A 19075-nucleotide genomic window follows, 5' to 3' on the forward strand; every position below is an offset into this window, starting at 1 on the left:
GGGGAGGACTTCCGGCGCTCGGCCGGCGGACTTGCCGATCGCCGTCATCGCGTTCTCGGCCCCGCCCGCGGCCGATGGCGTGGATACTTAAAAAATCATGAACGTCGACGACACGTCCGAACCACCCTCGCCGTCCAGTGCCGACTCCCTACGACGCCAGGTGGTCGAGGTCGCCACCGAGATGATGCGGGGCCCGGCCGCCCCGGCGCGCGGGGGCTCGGAGTCATCTGACCAGTCCGCGATGACCCTCTATCTCGCGCTGCTGACCGACCGCCTGCCGGTCTACGCGCGCACGATGATGGAGCTGGAGTCGCGGGCCGGCAAGGCGAGCGTCGAGGAGAACCTCGTGCCCGTCGCCCAGGCGACGATCCGGTTCTACTGCGAGATCCTCGCCGCCAAGGTGAGCGTCTTCACCAAACCCGACCAGCTCCTCCAGCTCCGGCGGGTGCTCACGTCGCGCGGCATGGGACCGCAGGCCGCGGACACGCGGGTCGCGGCCTACCTCGGCCAAGAGCGCGAGCTGGGCCGCATCGCGGCCGACGTCGACTGCGACGCCGCCGCCCAGCTTCTGATCGGCACGTGCGTCAACTACGCGTTCACCAAGATGCTCCTGGACGACGTCATGCCGCAGGAGCACTTCATCGACCGGGCGATCCGGGGACTCCGCCTCGCGCCGTGAGACCGGTCGGCCCGGCGACGGGCTGCTCGGCCCGAGAGGCACGTGCACCGTCCCTTCTCGCCGTCGCGGGAACGCGCTCCGATCGCACGGCGAGGCACCTGACGAAGTCGAGATCCGATCGGGATCTTCGCTGTCTACCGTGAGCTCATGCGAAGACGATTTGTTCTTGCCTCCCTCGGATTGGCCGCGTCTCTCATGGCCGTGGCCGGCCCCGCCTCCGCCGTCACCTACGGCTCCCCCGACGGAAACGCCCATCCGGAGGTCGGAGCTCTCATCGCCGACCAGGCCTACTCTGACGGGACATGGGCCTACTGCAGCGGCACGCTCGTCTCGCCGACCGTTTTCGTGACCGCCGCCCACTGCGGTGACCCGGGGCAGACCACCGCCCGGGTCTCCTTCGCGAGCAAGTACCAGCCCGGCGCGACGACCTACAACGGCCGGTACATACCCAACCCGGAGTACAGCGGTAGCCAATCCGACCCGCACGACATCGCCGTGGTCGTCTTCGACAAGGCCGTACCGAAAATCACGCCCGCCAGGCTTCCCACCGCCGGCCTACTCGACGGCATGAAGATGGCCGGGACCCTGCAGACGTCGACGTTCACCTCGGTCGGATACGGCTCGCTCGCCCCGGTGAACGGCCCCGGCGGGAAGACCTACGTCTACACGGACACCCGCAACCAGGCGTCCGGATCCCTCAACAGCCTCACGAACGCATGGCTCCGGCTGTCCCAGAACCCCGCGACGGGCAACGGCGGCACGTGCTACGGCGACTCGGGCGGCCCGAACTTCCTCGGAGACACCGGCTGGAACCTCCTGGTCGCCACGACGATCACCGGTGACACGGCCTGCCGGTCGACGAACGTCGATTACCGGCTGGACACCCCCGACGCCCGAGCCTTCCTCGGCCAGTACGTCACCCTTCCCTGAACCACACCGAACCTGGGGCAGGAATTCAGCAGCCGGGCTCGGAGATCTCCTCCCTGGCCACACTTCATACCTGGCCGCACGAACGACCCTGGGCGCGATGCGCTCAGGGTCTTTCAGGCGTCCAGAGAGTGGGCAGAAGCGCGGGTGAACCGCCGATGGCGTCAGTGACCGCGGTGTCGGGTCGCGGCCATCGTGGCGAGCAGGGCCAGGGACTGCTCGTCCGGCGAGCCCGGCCGGGCGTGGAGGACGGTGAGCACCTGGCCGTCCTCCAGCGGCATCGCGTGGAAGCGGAGGCTGATCACGCCCAGCTCCGGGTGTCGGAAGCTCTTCGCGCCCGCCGTGGTGGTGCGGACGTCGTGACGGGCCCACAGTTCCCGGAACTCCTGGCTGTGCAGCGAAAGTTCGCCGATGAGTTCGGTCAGCTCGGGGTCGTTCCGCTCGGTTCCGATCCGGGCCCGGAAGTTGGCGACCGCGTCCGACGCCGCCGCGTTCCAGTCCACATGTGTCTCCCGAGTCCCAGGGTCCAGGAACACCGCGCGCAGCAGGTTCGTCCCGGGCACGTAGCAGGAGGCCAGCTCGCATGCCAGGGCGTTCGATCCGACGACGTTCATCCGGCGGCTGGTCACCGTGGCCGGTGTCGTCGTCCAGGCGTCCAGTAGTTCCTGCACGGTGTCCGACACCCGCTCCCGGGTGCGCGTGGCGGTCGGTGCCGGGCGGGCCAGGGCGTACAGGTGCTCCGTCAGTTCCTCGTCCAGTCGCAGCGCCCGGGCCAGCGACTCCAGGACGCTCTCCGAGGGCCGGTGGCCGCGTCCCTGCTCCAAGCGTACGTAGTAGTCCGCGCTCACTCCCGCCAGGAGGGCCAGTTCCTCGCGCCGCAGCCCCGTCACGCGGCGGCGGGCGTCGCCGGCGTCGCCGAGGCCCACGTCCTTGGGCCGGACCAGGGCTCGGCGAGCCCGGAGGAACTCTGCGAGAGCGGCGTTGTCCATCGCTTCAGGCTACGTCCGGCCGTCCGGTACGAGGGTGGCCCTGGGATTCCCAGTCATCGGCCACCGATGGTGGGACGGCGCGGTCCGGCGCCAGCATGGGCGTGTTGTGAACGAGAGGAGATCCACCATGCGAACGGTCAACGGCTGGGCCGCCCAGGCGCCCGGGTCGGCGTTGGCGCCCTGGCGCTTCGAGCGCCGTGAGCTGCGACCCACCGACGTCGCGCTGCGGGTGACGCACGCGGGGCTGTGCTTCACCGACCTGGAGGCCGTGCGGCCCCAGCCGGGCCACGAGTGGCCGGACGTCTTTCCGCTGGTGCCGGGCCACGAGATCGTGGGTGAGGTGGTGGCCGTCGGCGGTGCGGTCACCGGCTTCCGGATCGGCGATCCGGTCTGTGTTGGGAACATCGTCGATTCGTGCGGGGTGTGCGAGGCCTGCCACAACGGTGATCAGGAGTTCTGCGCGGAGTTCCCGACCCTGACCTACGGGGGGCGCGATCGGCACGACGGGTCCCTGACCCAGGGCGGGTTCAGCGACGAGTACGTGGCCGACCAGGCGTTCGTGTACCGGCGTCCCGAGGGGCTCGACCCGGCCGGGACCGCGCCGCTGATGTGCGCGGGGATCACCACCTGGGTGCCGCTCCGGCGGTGGGAGGCCGGCCCGGGGCAGACGGTCGGCGTCATCGGCCTCGGCGGGCTCGGGCACGTGGCCGTGAAGCTGGCCAAGGCGCTCGGCGCCGAGGTCGTGGGCTTCACCACCTCACCCGACAAGGCGAAGGACATGCTGGGACTCGGTGCCGACGACGTGGTGGTGTCGACCGACGCCGAGGCCATGGCCGCGCAGCGCGGGAGATTCGACCTCATCCTCGACACCGTGCCCCGCGCGCACGACCTCTCGCCCTACCTGACGGCGCTCCGCTTCGATCGGACCCTGTGCACGCTCGGCATCGTGCCGGAGCTGTCCTTCACACCTCAGGCCCTGCGGTTCGGACGCAAACGGCTGGCGGCTGCGGGCAGCGGCGGCATCACCGACACCCGGGAGATGCTCGACTTCTGCGCCACCCACCACGTGACCGCGACCGTCGAGGTACTGCCGGTCGCCGAGGTCAACACGGCACTGGACCGGCTGGCCGCCGGCGACGTCAAGTACCGGTTCGTCCTCGACCTCACGTCCTGACGAACGCGACGCCTCCCCCTGCCTGGCGGTCGACCTCCCCCCAGGTGCGTGAATCGCTGTCGCAAGAAAAGCCCTGAGACGCATGATCTCAGGGCTTTCCATGCCGATCAGACAGGTCGGCAGGGGCGGGGTCGAACCGCCGGCCCTCCGCTTTTCAGACGGACGGGCAGGCTTTGGGAGGTGTTGGTGAACAGGGACTCCGTGGGCGTGAGTGCGGTCGGCTCGACGGCCAGAGCCAGGTCCGGATAGCGGGTGAAGAGCGCGCGAAGCGCGACGGTGGCTTCGAGCCTGGCCAGGGATTCACCGAGGCACACGTGGGGGCCACCGCCGAAGGCCAGGTGTTTGGTCTTCTCTCGGGAGATGTCGAATCGGTCGGCGTCGGGGCCGTGCTGGGCCGGGTCGCGTCCGACCGCGCTGTACGGGGCCAGGATCGCCTCCCCGGCGGGGATGGTGACGCCGGCGATGGTGATGTCCTCCTTCGGGTAGCGGGCCATGAAGTTGCCGATCGAGGCGTCCCATCGCAACACCTCCTCCACCACGGCCGCCCAGGTCGCCTCATCACCGCTCTGGGCGAGGGCTCGCTGGTCGGGATGGGTGAGAAGAGCCCGGGTGGCGTTGAGGATCAGGCTGAGCGTGGTCTCGTGGCCGGCGGTGAGCAGCAGCCACAGCGTGTCGACCAGCTCGGACTCGGTGAGCGCGTCGGGATCGTGGGCGCAGGCGGTGAGGAGCGCGCTGGTCAGGTCATCGCCGGGCCGGTCACGCCGCAGCGTGATCAGCTCGTGCAGCAGCCGGACTCTGTCGTGCTGAGTCCGGGTCACCTCATCGGGAGTGGTGGTGGAGCGGAAGATGGACTCCACCAGTTCCCGCAGCCGAGGCCGCCACGGCTCAGGCACGCCGGTCAACTCGCAGATCACCTGCATCGGCACCTGAACGGCGAAGTGCGGACGGAGATCGACCGAGCCGTCAGGGGCGGTGTGTCCGGGCAGGGCATCGAGCAGGTGCTCGGCGATCTCGGCGATGCGAGGCCGGAGTTCTTCGACGCGGCGGCGGGTGAGGGCCTGGGTGACGAGCCGCCGCAGACGGTGGTGGCGGGGGCCGTCGGCGGTGACCATGTTGTCGACCTTCAGCATGCCGATCAGCGGCCAGTCGTCCGGGATCCGGCCGTCCCGGATGGCGGTCCAGTTACGCCAGTCCTTGCTCACGCGCTGGTCTTTGACCAGGGCGGCGAGTTCGATGTGGCGGGTGACGGCCCAAGCGTGGACGCCGCCGGGGAGGATCACGCGGACGACCGGACCGGCCGCACGGAGGCGTGCGGCCTCGCCGTGGTGGTCGGCACCGGTGGGGTCGAGCGTGATCACCGGGATCGACGGTAAAGCCTCATGGGGGGACGTCATCGGCTGCCTCCAGAAAACGCGCACGGTCGCCGGGTGCGGGGGTCATGCCCGAGGTCCACCATGCCTCAGGCAGGTGTTGAAGCGCACGGGCGAGGCCGCCGGGCGTCGGGGTCCCGGCGGCCGCCCGGCACCGTACGGCCGGTATGGCCGGTATGGCCGGTATGGCGGTCAGCCGCCCGCCATGGCGCCGACCACGAGGAACGGCTCGGCACCGCTGACGACCGCGTCGGGCAGTGGGGCGTCCGGTGGGTCGTGGGACAGGTCGTCCTCGCAGGCGTAGAACCGGATGAAGGCGCGGCGCCGCCCGGTGCCGTGGTCGCGGATCGTGCCGCGCAGCATCGGATACCGCTCCTCGAGCGCGTCGAGCACCGAGTTCTGCGTGACCTCCCCGTCGACGTCCAGCTCGACCTCGGCGCCGGCGTGCGCGAGGACCCGCAGGTGCGCCGGGAGCACGACGCGGATCACGGCAGTGTCTGGACTTCGACGGACAGGACGGCCGGCAGATCGCGCACGATGGGCGCCCACGTGTCGCCGGCGTCCGGCGAGGCGTACACCTGCCCGCCGGTCGTGCCGAAGTAGATGCCGCAGGAGTCGAGACCGTCCACGGCCATCGCGTCGCGCAGCACGTTGACGTAGCAGTCGCGCTGCGGCAGGCCGTTCGTGAGCGGCTCCCACTCGTCGCCGCCCGTACGGCTGCGGTAGACGCGCAGGCGCCCCTCCGGCGGGTAGTGCTCGGAGTCGCTCTTGATCGGCACGACGTAGACGGTCTCCGGCTCGTGCGCGTGCACCGCGATCGGGAAGCCGAAGTCCGACGGCAGGTCACCGCTGACCTCGCGCCAGGAGTCGCCCCCGTCGTCGCTGCGCATGACGTCCCAGTGCTTCTGCATGTACATGGTGTCGGGGCGCGCGGGGTGCAGCGCGATGCGGTGCACGCAGTGGCCGACCTCGGCGTCCTCGTCGGGGATGCCGCCGGACCGCAGCCCACGGTTGGCCGGCTGCCAGGTCTCGCCCGCGTCGTCGGTGCGGAAGACGCCCGCGGCCGAGATGGCGGCGTACATCCGCGCCGGGTCGTCCGGGTGGAGCACGATCGTGTGCAGGCACATCCCGCCGGCCCCGGGCTGCCACGAGGAGCCGGAACCGTGTCCGCGGAGGCCGGGCAGCTCCTGCCAGGTCGTGCCCCCGTCGGACGACCTGAACAGGGCGGCGTCCTCGACCCCGGCGTAGATCGTGTCCGGGTCGGTGGGCGAGGGCTCCAGGTGCCAGACGCGCGCGAACTCCCAGGGGTGCGGCGTGCCGTCGTACCACTGGTGGGTGCCGGTCTTCCCCTCGTACCGGAACTCGTTGCCGACCGGCGACCAGGTCGCGCCCCCGTCGTCGGACCGCTGGATCAGCTGGCCGAACCAGCCGGTGGACTGGGCGGCGAACAGCCGCGAGGGGTCGGCGGGCGAGCCGGTGACGTGGTAGATCTCCCAGCCGCCGAAGTGGGGGCCGCTCACCTCCCACCGCTCGCGCCGGCCGTCCGACGTCAGGATGAACGCGCCCTTGCGCGTCCCGACCAGTACCCGTACTCCGCTCATGAGCCCTCCTTCGGGGGGATGACCAGGGCTGTCGTGTCGCCGACTCGCTCACCGCGTGCGCTCACTGGTGCTCCCTCGTTCGTACGGTGACCGCCGGTCGCGGCTCACCAGGGATTCTGACCGATGCCTCCGACGAAATTCATCGGTACGCGGCGATGTCCCAAATGTCGGCCGCCGCGGCCCGCACCGCCATCATCGACTGAGCCCCCATTCATCTCACTCACCAGGAGGAGACACATGCACGGTCCGGCGGGCACCTCACAGGCTTCCCGAACCCCACGTGCCGACGGCTGGGCCGCGCCCGGCTTCGAAGCCGTACGCGACGGCTTCGAAGCCGGGCAACGAGACGATCCGGGAGCCGCTCAGCTCGCCGTCTACCAGGACGGGAAGCAGGTCGTGGACGTGTGGGCCGGCGCCGACGTCATCGGCGGGCGGCCGGTGGACGGCGGCTCCCTGAGCGTGGTCATGTCCGTGACCAAGGGCGTCGTCGCCACCTGCGCCCACCTGCTCGCCCAGCGTGGACTGCTCGACCTGGAGGCGCCCGTCGCCGCCTACTGGCCCGAGTTCGCCCAGAACGGCAAGGAGGACGTCAAGGTCGGCGACCTGCTCGCGCACCGCTCCGGGCTCTCCGCCTTCCCGCCGGAGGCCCGCGTCGGCCTTCCGCAGCTCCTCGACTGGGACCACTGCACCCGCGTCCTCGCCGCCATGGCCCCGCTCTGGCGGCCGGGCACCGCCTGTCACTACCACGCCTTGACCTACGGCTATCTGGTCGGCGAGGTGATCCGCAGGATCACCGGGCACAGCGTCGGAGCCATGCTCGCCACGGACCTGTCCGCCCCGCTCGCACTCGACCTGTGGATCGGCCTGCCCGCCGCCGAAGAGTCCCGCGTGCTCGCGCAGTTCACCCGCGAAACGCGCCCCACCGCCCGGCAGGTCGACGAGGAGCTGGCACGCTTCGGCCTCGGCCGGAGCGACCCGCTCGTCGGCGGCACGCTGGCGACCATGGCCTCGGTGGCCGAGGCCACCGAGGCCTTCAACAGCCCCGCCGCCATCGCCGCCGAGATCCCGGCCGCCAACGGAGTCGGCAACGCCCGGTCCCTGGCCCGCCTGCATGCCGCGCTCATCGGACCCGTGGACGGGACGCGGCTCCTGACCGCGGACACCGTGGAGCGCGCCACCGCCCCCCAGACCGATCATCTGCCGGCCCCGAGCCCTTTCGACCGCCTGCCCGCCGACAGCCGGTCCCGCCACGCATTCGGCTACGAGCTGCCCGCCTCCCACCTGCCCATGCTGGGAACCGGTTCCTTCGGCCACGCGGGCGCCGGCGGGCGCCTGGCCTTCGCCCAGCCCCGGACCGGAACCGCCGTCGCCTACACCTGCACCACCCTGGCATGGAACCCGGCGGCGGGACCCGACCCGCGGTGGGTCCCCTGGACCGCCGCCCTGCGCGACCGCCTCGGCATGCCCGCGGTGTGACGTCACGGCTCCCGCGGTGTCCGGTACCCGCCTGGAGCCCGCCGGGGACCGTCGGGGAGCCTGGTGCCGTGGGGCGAAGGCCGAAGTGAGGGGGCACGATGGCCGGAGACCGTACGGAGCGGGGCGGCTCGGGGCTCGATCTGCACCTCGATCTGCGTCTCGAACCGGCCGAGGGCGGGGTCGGGCGTGCGCTGGAGCGGGCGCTGCGCGAGGCGGTGGGCTCCGGGCGGCTCCCCGCGGGGACGCGGTTGCCCGGCAGCCGTGGTCTCGCCGCCGACCTCGGGCTGTCGCGGGGCACGGTGGTACAGGTGTACACGCAGCTCATCGCGGAAGGATGGCTGACCGGGACGCCCGGATCCGGCACCCGGGTGGCGGGCCTTCCGGCCGGACCGGGCGAGCCGCCCGCCGGGCGGCGGCCGTGGCCGCGCGCCCGCCTCGGCGTGCGTGACGCCTCCGGAGCCGGAGGGCGTTCTCCCGGCGGCCGGGACGCTCTGGACCACGGCGGCCCCGGCGCCGGGTCACCGCCGGATGATCAGGTACGGCCCGGCACGGTCCTGGGCGGTCACGAGCCGATGCCGCACCAGGGCTGGGCCGACCTGCGGCCCGGCCGGCCCGATCTCAGTTCCTTCCCCCGTGCCCTGTGGGCGGCGAGCGTCCGGCGAGCGGCAGCCGCGGCGGATCCCGGCCTGTTCGACTACGGCGAGCTCGCCGGCGTGCCGGCTCTCCGGGCCGCCGTCGCGGGCTACGTCTCCCGTACGCGCGGCGTGCGGGTCACCGCCCGGACCGTGGTCGTCACGGCCGGGTTCTCGCACGGACTGGCGCTGCTGGCCCGTACGTTCGCGCGTCTCGGCGTGCGGCGGGCCGGGATCGAGGATCCCTGCCTCGCCCGTCACCGCAGACTGCTCGAAGTCGCGGGCCTGGAGACGGTTCCGCTGGCCGTCGACGCGGACGGCGCCGACCCGGCCGCCCTGGACGGCGGCGTCGGAGCGGTCCTCCTGACGCCGGCGCACCAGCATCCGCGGGGCGCCGTCCTCGCGCCCGGCCGCCGCACCGCCTTCGTGGACTGGGCACGGCGCAACGGCGCGTACGTCATCGAGGACGACTACGACGGCGAGTTCCGCTACGACCAGCGGCCGGTCGGGGCGTTGCAGGCGCTGGCGCCCGACCGCGTCGTGTACGGCGGGACCACCAGCAAGGCGCTGGCGCCCGGCACGCGCATCGGCTGGCTCGTGGTACCGGAGGAGCTCCGCGGGCCGCTGCTGGACACCATCGAGCACACCGCCGCGACGGTACCCGTCATCGACCAGCTCGCGCTCGCGGACCTCATCGGCCGCGGCGACTACGACCGCCACATCCGGCGGCTGCGCCTGGCCTACCGCCGGCGCCGTACGGAGCTGGCGGAGCGGCTGGCCGCCGTCACGCCCACACCGCTGGAGGGGATATCGGCGGGCCTGCACGCGCTCCTGCCGGTCGCCTCGGTGGAACGGGAGCGAGCGCTGGTCACCGCCGGCGTGCGGGCCGGGGTACTGACGCACGGCCTGCAGTCCTCGGACGAGTGGCACACGACGGAGACCCGCACGGCGGCTCTCATCCTCGGGTACGCGACGTCGCCGCCCCACGCATGGCACCGCACCCTCGACCTGCTCACGGAACTGATCGCGACCGTCGGCGACCGTTGAGCCCAGGAGGCGACGACCGTCCCTGGTCTCACGGCGGGAAAGCGGCGAAGCCCTTTCGCCAGGAGGGCCGGCCGGGAGTCCAGCCGAGTTCTTCGCGGGCACAGGCGTTGTCTGCCCCGCGGGCCCAGCCCTGGCGTTCGGCGTTCCCGGGCGCGGGACGCGGCCCGCCGACCGCCTCGGCGAACACCGAGACCCAGTCGTCCGCCGGGGCGGGTTCGTCGTCGCAGATGTTGACCGCGGCCGACGGCCAGGTCAGCGCCCGCACGGCCGCCTCGGCGGCGTCGTCGGCGTGGACGAAGCTCGTCACGTCGGCGCCGCCGGTCAGCCCGCCCGCGCGTGCCCGATCCGCCATCATGCCGTCCGCCGCGTACCAGGTGCCCGGCCCGTACAGCATCCCGTACCGCAAGATCACCCACTCGGGAAGCTCCCGTACGGCCGCCTCCAGGGACCGTACGCCCTCGACGGACGTTCGGCGCGGCTCGGGCGCGGTCAGGTCGAGCGGCACGGACTCACGGGCCGGCTCCTCGCCCGGCTCGTACGCCCACGCGATGCTCTGCGCGACGATCCGTGGCACGCCCGCCTGCAGCGCCGCGTCCACCAGGTTGCGGGTGCCGGCGACGCGGATCCGCGCGTTCGCCTCGGTGACGCCGCGGCTCAGGTCCGTGAGCTGGTGCATCACGACATCGGGTGACGCGACGCGCACGACGCGCGTGAGCGCCTCCGCGTCGTAGACGTCGGCGAGGGCGGGCACGGCGCCGAGCGCGAGCAGGGACGCGCCGCCCTCCGTCGTACGGGTCAGCGCGGTGACGCGGTGGCCCTCGGCCACGAGCAGCGGAACGATCCGACGGCCGAGAACGCCCGTCGCGCCGGCGAGGAACACGTGCATCCGGAGGACCTTTCGGGATCGTCGCGGAACCGGCATGTCGTTCACGTTAGGAAGCGACCGGACCGGGCTCATAGACCACTTGCGAGCCGATCCGGTGTACCGGTCAGATTTCCGCGACCAGCAGCCTCGTCCCGGGCGGCAGCGCGGCCCGCTGGGCCTCGGTGATCCCGGCGTCGGTGACGAACGCGTCGATCTCGGAGTGGTCGCAGATCGGAACGGGCGCGGTCTGGCGCAGCTTGGCGGAGTCGGCGAGCAGCACGACGTGGTCGGCGATGCCGATGAACGCGCGCTTGACCTCGGCGTCGAGAGGCGTGGCGCAGTACGCTCCGCGGTCGCCGAGCCCGCTCGCGGCCAGGAAGAACGTGTGCACGCGCAGCCGGCCGATCGCGGCGACGGTGTCCGGGCCGGTGAACGCCTTCGTCGGCGGATGGTGGAAGCCGCCGAGGCCGATGAGGCTCGTGCCGGAGCGCTCCCCCAGCACCGTCATCGCGGGCAGGGAGTGGGTCACGACCGTGACGTCGCGATCGTCGGGCAGGAGCCGGGCCAGCTCCAGCGTCGTGGTGCCCGCGTCGAGGCCGACGGTCGCGCCGGGCTCGACGAAGCGCAGCGCCAGCTCGGCGATGGCGCGCTTCTGCTCCGAGCGCGCCTGCGACCGCACGCCGAACGGCGAGCGCGGGGTCACGCCGCCCGGGGCCAGCGCGCCGCCGTAGACGAGCTCCGCGAGGCCGAGTTCGGCGAGTCTCTGCAGGTCGCGCCGGACCGTACGCTCCGAGACGGCCAGCTCGGCGCCGAGGTCGGGAGCCGACACGTAGCCGGTCTCACGGAGCCGGCGCAGGATCTCCTCGCGACGCTCGGGCGCGGAGTTGTACCGCAGCTCGCCGCCGCGCTCTCGGGTGACCACGGCTCGACCGTACCCGCCCTCTTGCCAAAATGTCCGAAGTCGGACGACAATTGTCCAAAGTTTGACACCTTTCGGGGAGGACGAGTGCGGGAGGCGACCTGGCGGGCGGAGATCGCCGCCGACGACCGGTTCACGGTGATCGTCGACGACGACCCCACCGGCACCCAGGCCGTGAGCGACGTCGACGTGATCCTGCGCCCCGGCCGGGCCGCGTTCGACGCCGCCGCCGCGCACCGCTCGGTGTTCGTGCTGTCCAACAGCCGGGCGCTGCCCGAGCGTGAGGCCGCCGCGCTGGTCGCCGGCATCGCCCGTACGGCACAGGACGCGGCTCGCGCCGCCGGACGTCCGCTCCGGCTGGTCCTGCGCGGCGACTCGACCCTGCGCGGGCACGTGTTCGCCGAGGTCGACGCCGTGTCACCGGGGACGCCGGTGCTGTTCGTGCCGGCGTTCGTCGACGGCGGCCGGTTCACCGAGGGCGGCGTGCACCGGCTGCGCACACCGTCCGGGCCGGTCCCGGTCGCCGAGACCGAGTTCGCCCGCGACCCGGTCTTCGGCTACACGAGCCGCGACCTGGCGGGCTGGGTCCGCGAGGTGGGCGGCGGCCGGCGGCACGCCGTGACGGTGCCGCTGGCGCGGCTGCGCGAGCGCGGGCCCGACGCCGTCGCGGACGCCCTGGCGGAGGCCGGACCTGACGCCGTCATTGTGCCCGACTGCGTCACCGAGTCCGACGTGCTGGCGGTCGCGGCGGGGCTGGTGCGCGCGGAGCGCCGGGGCGCGCGGGTGCAGGTCCGCTGCGCCGCGTCGCTCGCCGCCGCGCTGGCCGGTCTCGCCACCCGGCCGCTCGACCGCGTCGCCGTGCCGCCGCCCGGGCGGGTGCTGGTCGCCTGCGGATCGTTCACCGAGGCCAGCACCCGGCAGCTCCGCGCCCTGGACGGCCTGTGGGAACGCCGCGTCGAGCTGCCGGTCGCCCCGCATCCCGGCGACGACCGCGCGCTCGCCCGCGCCGTGCGCGAGCGCCTCGCCGAGGACGGCCGCGCGCTGCTGGCGACGGACCGCGCGCCCGGCCACGACCGGGTCCCGGCGGCGCCCGCGCTCCTGATGGACACCCTCGTCGCGACGGTGCGGCACCTCGCGCCGGAGGTGGACCTGGTCGTCGCCAAGGGCGGCATCACCTCGGCCCGGCTGGCCACCGACGCCCTGGCCGCCACGAGTGCCCACGTACGCGGCCAGATCCTGCCCGGCGTCCCGGTGTGGGACCTGCACACGCCACTGGGCCGGCCGGCGTACGTCGTCGTGCCCGGCAACGTCGGCGCCGACGACACGCTCCACCGCATCCTCGCCCAGGTCGGCCCGTGACACTCCCTGTGTCGACCATCACGCTCGCGGGCGTCGACATCGGCACCACGCACACCAAGGCCGCCGTCTACCGGCCGGACGGCACGTGCCTCGCCTCACGCCGGGCCGCGACGGCCGGCGACGCGGACGCCCTGCGGGCGACGGCGCTGCGGCTGCTCGCCGAGTGCGTGGCCGAGACCGGGACACCGCCGGTCGCCGTCGGCGTGGCGAGCATGGCCGAGACCGGGGTGCCGCTGGACGCCCACGGTGAGCCGGACGGACCGCTGCTGGACTGGCGCGACGGCAGCGCGGCGTACGAGGCCGATGAGCTGGCGCGCGCGGTGGGGGCCGAGTCCTTCTTCTCCCTCACCGGCCTGCGTCCGGGCGCGAAGCTGCCGCTGGCCCGCTGGATGCGGCTGCGCCGCCACGCCCCGGACGTGCTCCGGGACATGGCCCGCTGGGCGAGCGTCGCCGACCTCGTCGCCGCCTCCCTCACCGGCGTGCTCGCGACCAGCCCCACGCTCGCCTCCCGCACCGGCGCGTACGACATCCGCCGGGGCGCGTACCGGGCCGACCTGCTCGACCTGGCGGGCCTGTCCCCCGATCGGCTGCCGCCGGTCGTCGCCGGCGTGGCCGGGCGGGTCGGTACGGCCGCCGCCGGGCGTACCGGGTTGCTCTCCGGCACGCCGGTGGTGGTGGCCGGGCACGACCACATGGCCGCGGCGTGGGCGGCCGGGGTCCGCGCGCCGGGTCGGGTGGCGGACTCCATGGGTACCGCGGAGGCGATCGTCACGCCGGTCGCGGCGGTACCCGCGCGGGTCGTCGCCGGCGCGACCGTCGGCCCGTTCGTGGACGGCGCGTCGTACTGCCTGATCAGCGGCCTGCCCGCGAGCGGCGGCCTGGTCGGCTGGCTGCTCGGCCGGTTCGCGCCGGCCGGGCATCCCGACCCGCACCGGTGGTTCACCGAGCTCGTCGGCCCGCCCGAGGCGCCGCCGACCGGCATCACCGTGCTGCCGTACCTGCGGGGCCGCGCCACCCCGGAGCCGGATCCGCGCCGGACGCTGTCGGTGCACGGCCTGCGGCCGTCGCACACCCTCGCCGATCTGGGCCGCGCCGTGCTGGAAGGGCTGTCGATGCAGGCCCGGTGGATGCTCGACACGGCGAGCGGCGGCGTACGGCCCGGCGCGGTCACGGTCTTCGGCGGCCCGGCCGCCAACCCGACCTGGATGTGGATCAAGGCACGGCTGACGCCGGCACCGCTCGCGGTGGTGCCCGGCGCGCACGGCGCGGCCCTCGGCGCGGCCCAGCTCGCCGGCCGCGCGATCGGCGTTCCGGACACCTCCGTGCCCGCTCCGCCCCAGGCTCCCGTCCCGGCACCCGAGTGGGAGGAGGCGTACCGGTCGAGGTTCCTGCCGCTGGCCACCGCGCCTTCTCCCTCCGACGAAGAGGAAACACAGTGACAGCTCCGACCCTCGACCGCCTCGCGCGGCCGTCCGGGACCTTCGCCATGGTCGCCATGGACCAGCGCGAGAGCCTCCGTGCGATGTTCGCCGAAGAGGGGCATCCGTCCGACGACGCGACGCTGACGGCGTTCAAACTGGAGGTGGCGGACGTACTCGCGCCGCTGGCCTCGGCGTTCCTGATCGACCGGCACTACGCGTACGCCGACCTCGTACGGGAGCGGCCGCTGCCGTCGAGCTGCGGGCTGATCCTCGCGGCCGACGCGCTGACCCACATGCCGGGCGGCGTCGTCGAGGACACCGAGCTGGACCTGGCGGTCGACCCGGGGCACGCGCGGAGCGACGGCGCCGTGGCGCTGAAGCTGCTCGTCATCTGGAAGCGCGACGGCCAGGAGGCGCGCCGGGAGGAGATGACCCACCGGTTCGTCGCCCTCTGCCGCGACGCCGGGCTGCTGTCGGTGCTCGAACCGGTCGCCGTCCCGGCCCCCGGGCAGACCGACTTCGACCTGGACGCGGCGATCCTCGACGCGGCCTCCGTGCTCGGCCCGTCGGGACCGAGCCTGTACAAGGCCCAGGTGCCGAGCCGGGGACGCGGCTCGATGAGCGAACTGGTGGCCGCCTGCGAGAAGCTGGACGGCCGGCTCTCCCGGCCCTGGGTCGTGCTGTCCAACGGCGTGGAGGCGGCGGACTTCCCGGCCGCCGTCGAGGCGGCCTGCCGCGCGGGCGCCTCGGGCATGCTCGCCGGCCGCGCCCTGTGGCGCGACGCGATCGCCACCCCTGACCCGGCGGCGGCACTGCGGGCGCGCTCCGCCGACCGGCTGCGACGCCTGGGCGAGACCGTCGACCGCTACGGCCGCCCGTGGACCGAGGCCGGCTGATGCCCGCTGTGAGAAAGCCCATGACCGAGCGCGGCGAGAGAGTCGAAGGCACCGTCCCCTCGGTCACTTCCCCGACGAAGGAGGGTCCATGACCGAGCGAAGCGAGGGAATCGAGAACACAGCCCCTGTGGTCACCCCCTCCGACGCAGGAGGACCCATGACCGAGCGAAGCGAGGGAATCGAAAACACAGTCCCTGTGGTCACACCCTCCGACGCAGGAGGACCCATGACCCGGGTCTGTCTTCTGCACACCGTCACGAGCCTGCCCGCCGTCTTCGCCGGCCTGCTTCCCGCCGAGGTCGGTGCCGTCGACGCGGTCAACATGGTGGACGAGACACTGCTGCGGGACACGATCGAGTACGGCCTGCTGCCCCGCACCCGCCGCCGCGTCGCCGCGTACGCGCGCTTCGCGGCGGAGTCGGGCGCGGAGGCCATGCTGGTGACATGCTCGTCGATCGGTGAGGCGGCGGAGGAGGCGGACGCGGAAGCGGGCATCCCGGTGTACCGGGTGGACGCTCCGATGGCCGCGGAGGCGGTGCGCACGGGTGGGCGGATCGGGATCCTGGCCACGCTCGCCGCGACACTGCGGCCGACCGGCGACCTGCTCCGGCGCGAGGCGGCCGGACCTCGGGAGATCCGGGAGTCGGTGTGCCCGGGCGCGTTCGAGGCGCTGAAGGCGGGCGACACGACACGGCACGACGCGATCGTCGCCGCCGAGGCCCGCCGCCTGGCCGCCGAGGTCGACGTACTCGTCCTGGCCCAGGCCAGCATGGCCCGCGTGGTCGACGCCCTCCCGCCCGGAGAGGTGAACGTCCCGGTCCTCACCTCCCCCCGCTCGGGAGTCCGCCAACTCCGCCCGTAGGCCACCCTCTGACCGGTGGTGTCAGAACTGATCACCAATGCGGTCCAGGAAGTCGCCGAACTCGCCGCCGACATCCGCGACATGCTCGACAGCAGCGAGGCATCCACGGGCGCACACACCTGGCCCAAGGCCGGCATGGCCTGCGTGGCCGACCTGACGGCGCCTGAAGCCCGGCCGAGGCCGGGCGGAGCTACGCCGCCCGGCCTCGGGGTTGGTTGATCCAGGTGGGTTGGGTTATGGGCAGTTGCCGATATCGCTCTCGGAGGACGCCAGGACGACATTGGTCTTGGCCAGGCCGAGGGCGTTGACGGTGACGTGTACGGCGTTGACGGTCAGGCCCTTGTCGGGGGTGGTGATCGGGGTCTGCTCGTTCAGAACGAGCTTGACGACGCCGACGTTGACCATGGTGTTGGGTTGGATCACGGTGGGTTCCGGGATGATCACGGTGTTGCCGACCTTGAGGTAGGCGATCGTGGTGGTTCCGGTGGATCCGGTGCAGGTGGTGGTGGAGCCGGAGTTGATGGTCTTGACGCTGATCACCGGGATGCCGCTGATCCCGATGGTGGTGTCGTCGATGGAGGCGGTGGCCACGGACTTGCCGGGGAACTCGGTGGTGGCGACCTTGGCGCACAGGGCGTGCGCGCTGATCAGTCCGCTGAGCGTGGCGGTGCAGGGCACCGAGGTGCTGCTGGTCGAGGTGGTGGAGATGTGGCCGGTGTCGGGGGTGGGCGCGATGTGCACCAGTTGGATCCCGGCCAGGTCGGCGTCGGCGGCCAGGCCGTAGGCCCGTCCGGTCAGCCGCTGCGGTGTGACGGTGACCTGTTCGGCGCTGCACGGTGAGGTGACGGAGTTGTTGTCGGCGTCGCCGCCGTAGGTGGCGGTCCACCGGTAGGTGCCGGCCGCGCCGATGGTCACGTTGCCGGATGCGGCGGTGCCGCTGCCGGACAGCGTGTCGGTGCGGGTGGCGATCGGCGTCGTGCAGGTGGTGTCGCCGGGGGCGTACAGCTGGAACGTGACGTCGCCGGTTGGGTGGTACCCGCCGGAGATGGTGGCGGTGTCGGACACGACGCCGCCGGCAGGCACGGTCCCCGAGGGGGTCGTGGCGATGCCCGGGGTGGCCTTGACGACCACGACCTGTTCATCGCCGCACGAGGAGGTGACCGGGTTGTTGCTGTCATCGCCGCCGTAGGAGGCCACCCACCGGTAAGTGCCTACGCCGCCCGCGGCGATGTTCCCGGACGCCGCGGTGCCGCTGCCCGACACTGTTCCGGTGCGAGTCGCGATGGGCGTCTTACAGCCGGTGTCGCCGGGCCCGAACAGCTGGAACGTGACGGTGCCGGTCGGGTGGTAACCGCCGGTCAGAGTCGCTGTATCAGAGACGTTCCCGCCCGCGGGCGCCGAGTCCGATGGCGTGGTGGCGATCGACGGGGTCACCTTCGGGACGTGTTCGGTGATCGTTTCAGTGAAGCCTGGTTGCAGGACGCCGTTGAGCAGGAAGTCCACCTTGCAGTTCAGCGTGCCTCCCGGTGCGGCTCCGGCGCCGGCGGAGACGACCTCGGTGAAGTTGGCGTCATCGCCGCTGGTCACCGTCCGGCTGTCCGGGGTCAGGGAGACCGACAGGTTCGGGTCGCAGTCGCGCAGCCGGTGGGTGACCGTGACCGGCAGGTTGTGCAGGGCCGCCAGGATAGTGCTGCTGACCTGCGAGGCGTCGATGCCGGAGAACAGCTGTCCACCCGTGGCGTTGGTGATCGCGGTCGCCTGCCCGGTCGAATCCAGCCCGGAGAGGTCGAGCGCCAGCACGGTGATGCCGGCCGCCTGCAGAGCGCTGGTCGCATCGGCCAGCGTATGGCCGTTGCTGGGGTCATGGCTGGGGGCGTCCCCGATCAGCAACACGATCCGGGAGCTGTTCGACCGGAAGTCGACCGCCCCGGACGCGACCTGGAACAGACCGTTGATGCCGTCCTCGGGGTAGTCGCCGCCGCCCGTCGCGACCAGCGAGTTGAGACCGTTGGCGACGTCGGTCTGGTTCGCGGTGAGGTTCTGCGCCACCCGGAACGATGTCGCGTCCGTCGACACGTCCCTGTACTCGGCGACCGCGAACTGCGCGTCCGGCTGTGCCGAAGCGACGTTGGACAAGATGGTGTTCGCATTGGCCTGGACGTTCGAGATGACCCCGCCCATGCTCCCCGTCGTGTCGATCAGGAACGTGATATCCGGCTTTGGCGGGATCGCCGGAGTGGACACAGTCTTGGCGATCGTCGCCGATTCGCCCGGGGACAGGTTCAGCGTTACGTCGGACGGGGTCACCCCGGGCGTGGCGGACGCCGTCCCCACCCCGGCCACCAGCATTGCACCAGCCACCACCACGCACACGGCGGCCCGTAATCTTCGCGTCATTCTCACGGTGTCATTTCCTTCTGGCATGGCGTCATGCCATAACTAATTTGGGATCGCTGGCCGTGCAGAATATCTGTGATCGCGCCGCCCGGAATGCCCCCTTTTCACGTCCTGGCGCACGCGGATACCAAATGACATTGCTTGACAACCCTCGGCGACCCTTTCAGCGCCAGCCGCTGATCAACGAGGTAGGTGTGGCCACGGCCATAGAGTGACCGGTCGCCAAATAGATGTAAATAGGCCCTTTACTGTAAGTTCCCGACTGGCCACAGTAGGCCACGCTGCGGCGATGAAATGCCCACGAGAGAGGCGGTGATCCTTTTTTGGGTATGCCCGATGAAATGACTGATCCGCAGTTTGCCGCTTCGAAAGAGAGCGACCGTTTCCGGTCCTCTGGACCGCCTGAATTGCGGTTATGGGCATCGCCGCAGAGCCGACCGACGACTTCTCGCGCGGCAATC

17 protein-coding genes are annotated in these 19075 nt (G+C 72.3%); 10 read left to right on the top strand and 7 right to left on the bottom strand.

The window, feature by feature from the left end; all coding sequences use genetic code 11:
* The first annotated feature begins 97 nt into the window (after window positions 1–97).
* Together ABEA10_RS15635 and ABEA10_RS15640 are read left to right on the top strand one after the other, a co-directional pair.
* Window positions 98–679, top strand: coding sequence for a TetR/AcrR family transcriptional regulator C-terminal domain-containing protein (locus ABEA10_RS15635; RefSeq protein ID WP_345463887.1), 582 nt, complete (start codon window positions 98–100; stop codon window positions 677–679).
* A 147-nt stretch (window positions 680–826) separates the two neighbouring features.
* Window positions 827–1609 (top strand): S1 family peptidase, encoded by a 783-nt coding sequence (locus ABEA10_RS15640; protein WP_345463890.1) that lies wholly within the window; start codon window positions 827–829, stop codon window positions 1607–1609.
* Between the two features lie 161 nt (window positions 1610–1770).
* On the opposite strand, the gene ABEA10_RS15645 is transcribed toward ABEA10_RS15640, so the two are convergent.
* Window positions 1771–2595 carry a helix-turn-helix transcriptional regulator gene (locus ABEA10_RS15645; RefSeq protein ID WP_345463893.1) on the bottom strand — a complete coding sequence of 275 codons (825 nt, stop codon included), beginning with the start codon at window positions 2593–2595 and terminating at the stop codon, window positions 1771–1773.
* 127 nt (window positions 2596–2722) lie between these two features.
* Here ABEA10_RS15645 and ABEA10_RS15650 point away from each other — a divergent pair, with 127 nt between their 5' ends.
* The gene (locus ABEA10_RS15650; protein ID WP_345463896.1) at window positions 2723–3769 is read left to right on the top strand and encodes an NAD(P)-dependent alcohol dehydrogenase; all 1047 of its coding nucleotides are present in this window, start codon (window positions 2723–2725) and stop codon (window positions 3767–3769) included.
* A 107-nt stretch (window positions 3770–3876) separates the two neighbouring features.
* Here the strand turns inward: ABEA10_RS15650 and ABEA10_RS15655 are convergent, their stop codons facing one another.
* The 3 genes from ABEA10_RS15655 to ABEA10_RS15665 all read right to left on the bottom strand — a co-directional run bounded on the left by ABEA10_RS15655 (window position 3877) and on the right by ABEA10_RS15665 (window position 6740).
* The gene (locus ABEA10_RS15655; RefSeq protein WP_345463899.1) at window positions 3877–5127 is read right to left on the bottom strand and encodes a cytochrome P450 family protein; all 1251 of its coding nucleotides are present in this window, start codon (window positions 5125–5127) and stop codon (window positions 3877–3879) included.
* A gap of 204 nt (window positions 5128–5331) precedes the next feature.
* A complete protein-coding gene (locus tag ABEA10_RS15660) occupies window positions 5332–5628 on the bottom strand; it encodes a MoaD/ThiS family protein (protein WP_345463901.1) in 297 nt (98 codons plus the stop codon).
* Window positions 5625–6740, bottom strand: a complete 1116-nt coding sequence (locus ABEA10_RS15665) for a WD40/YVTN/BNR-like repeat-containing protein (RefSeq protein ID WP_345463904.1) — start codon at window positions 6738–6740, stop codon at window positions 5625–5627. Before ABEA10_RS15665 ends, ABEA10_RS15660 begins: the two co-directional genes overlap by 4 nt.
* 237 nt (window positions 6741–6977) lie before the next feature.
* On the opposite strand from ABEA10_RS15665, the gene ABEA10_RS15670 reads away from it, so the two are divergent.
* Both ABEA10_RS15670 and pdxR read left to right on the top strand, forming a co-directional pair.
* The gene (locus tag ABEA10_RS15670) at window positions 6978–8216 is read left to right on the top strand and encodes a serine hydrolase domain-containing protein (RefSeq protein ID WP_345463907.1); all 1239 of its coding nucleotides are present in this window, start codon (window positions 6978–6980) and stop codon (window positions 8214–8216) included.
* A 98-nt stretch (window positions 8217–8314) separates the two neighbouring features.
* Window positions 8315–9895 carry a MocR-like pyridoxine biosynthesis transcription factor PdxR gene (pdxR, locus tag ABEA10_RS15675; RefSeq protein ID WP_345463910.1) on the top strand — a complete coding sequence of 527 codons (1581 nt, stop codon included), beginning with the start codon at window positions 8315–8317 and terminating at the stop codon, window positions 9893–9895.
* A 28-nt stretch (window positions 9896–9923) separates the two neighbouring features.
* Here pdxR and ABEA10_RS15680 read toward each other — a convergent pair whose 3' ends face one another.
* Window positions 9924–10781, bottom strand: a complete 858-nt coding sequence (locus ABEA10_RS15680; RefSeq protein WP_345463913.1) for an NAD-dependent epimerase/dehydratase family protein — start codon at window positions 10779–10781, stop codon at window positions 9924–9926.
* Window positions 10782–10884: 103 nt separating this feature from the next.
* A complete protein-coding gene (locus ABEA10_RS15685; protein WP_345463916.1) occupies window positions 10885–11682 on the bottom strand; it encodes a DeoR/GlpR family DNA-binding transcription regulator in 798 nt (265 codons plus the stop codon).
* Between the two features lie 84 nt (window positions 11683–11766).
* On the opposite strand from ABEA10_RS15685, the gene ABEA10_RS15690 reads away from it, so the two are divergent.
* The 5 genes from ABEA10_RS15690 (at window position 11767) to ABEA10_RS15710 (ending at window position 16436) form a co-directional block, all read left to right on the top strand.
* Window positions 11767–13038 carry a four-carbon acid sugar kinase family protein gene (locus ABEA10_RS15690; protein ID WP_345463919.1) on the top strand — a complete coding sequence of 424 codons (1272 nt, stop codon included), beginning with the start codon at window positions 11767–11769 and terminating at the stop codon, window positions 13036–13038.
* On the top strand, window positions 13035–14477 hold the full coding sequence (locus ABEA10_RS15695) for an FGGY-family carbohydrate kinase (protein ID WP_345463922.1): 1443 nt from the start codon (window positions 13035–13037) through the stop codon (window positions 14475–14477). Before ABEA10_RS15690 ends, ABEA10_RS15695 begins: the two co-directional genes overlap by 4 nt.
* Entirely contained in the window at window positions 14474–15355 is an 882-nt protein-coding gene (locus ABEA10_RS15700) for a hypothetical protein (protein WP_345463925.1), read from the top strand. Before ABEA10_RS15695 ends, ABEA10_RS15700 begins: the two co-directional genes overlap by 4 nt.
* Before the next feature lie 226 nt (window positions 15356–15581).
* Window positions 15582–16217: an aspartate/glutamate racemase family protein gene (locus ABEA10_RS15705; protein ID WP_345463928.1), complete on the top strand. Its 636-nt coding sequence runs from the start codon at window positions 15582–15584 to the stop codon at window positions 16215–16217.
* Window positions 16218–16232: 15 nt separating this feature from the next.
* Window positions 16233–16436, top strand: coding sequence for a hypothetical protein (locus ABEA10_RS15710; protein ID WP_345463931.1), 204 nt, complete (start codon window positions 16233–16235; stop codon window positions 16434–16436).
* 15 nt (window positions 16437–16451) lie between these two features.
* Here ABEA10_RS15710 and ABEA10_RS15715 read toward each other — a convergent pair whose 3' ends face one another.
* Window positions 16452–18614 carry a choice-of-anchor P family protein gene (locus ABEA10_RS15715; RefSeq protein ID WP_345465147.1) on the bottom strand — a complete coding sequence of 721 codons (2163 nt, stop codon included), beginning with the start codon at window positions 18612–18614 and terminating at the stop codon, window positions 16452–16454.
* Window positions 18615–19075 lie beyond the last annotated feature (461 nt).

The sequence above is a fragment of the Actinoallomurus oryzae genome (genome assembly GCF_039541955.1).
GTDB classification, from domain to species: domain Bacteria; phylum Actinomycetota; class Actinomycetes; order Streptosporangiales; family Streptosporangiaceae; genus Actinoallomurus; species Actinoallomurus oryzae.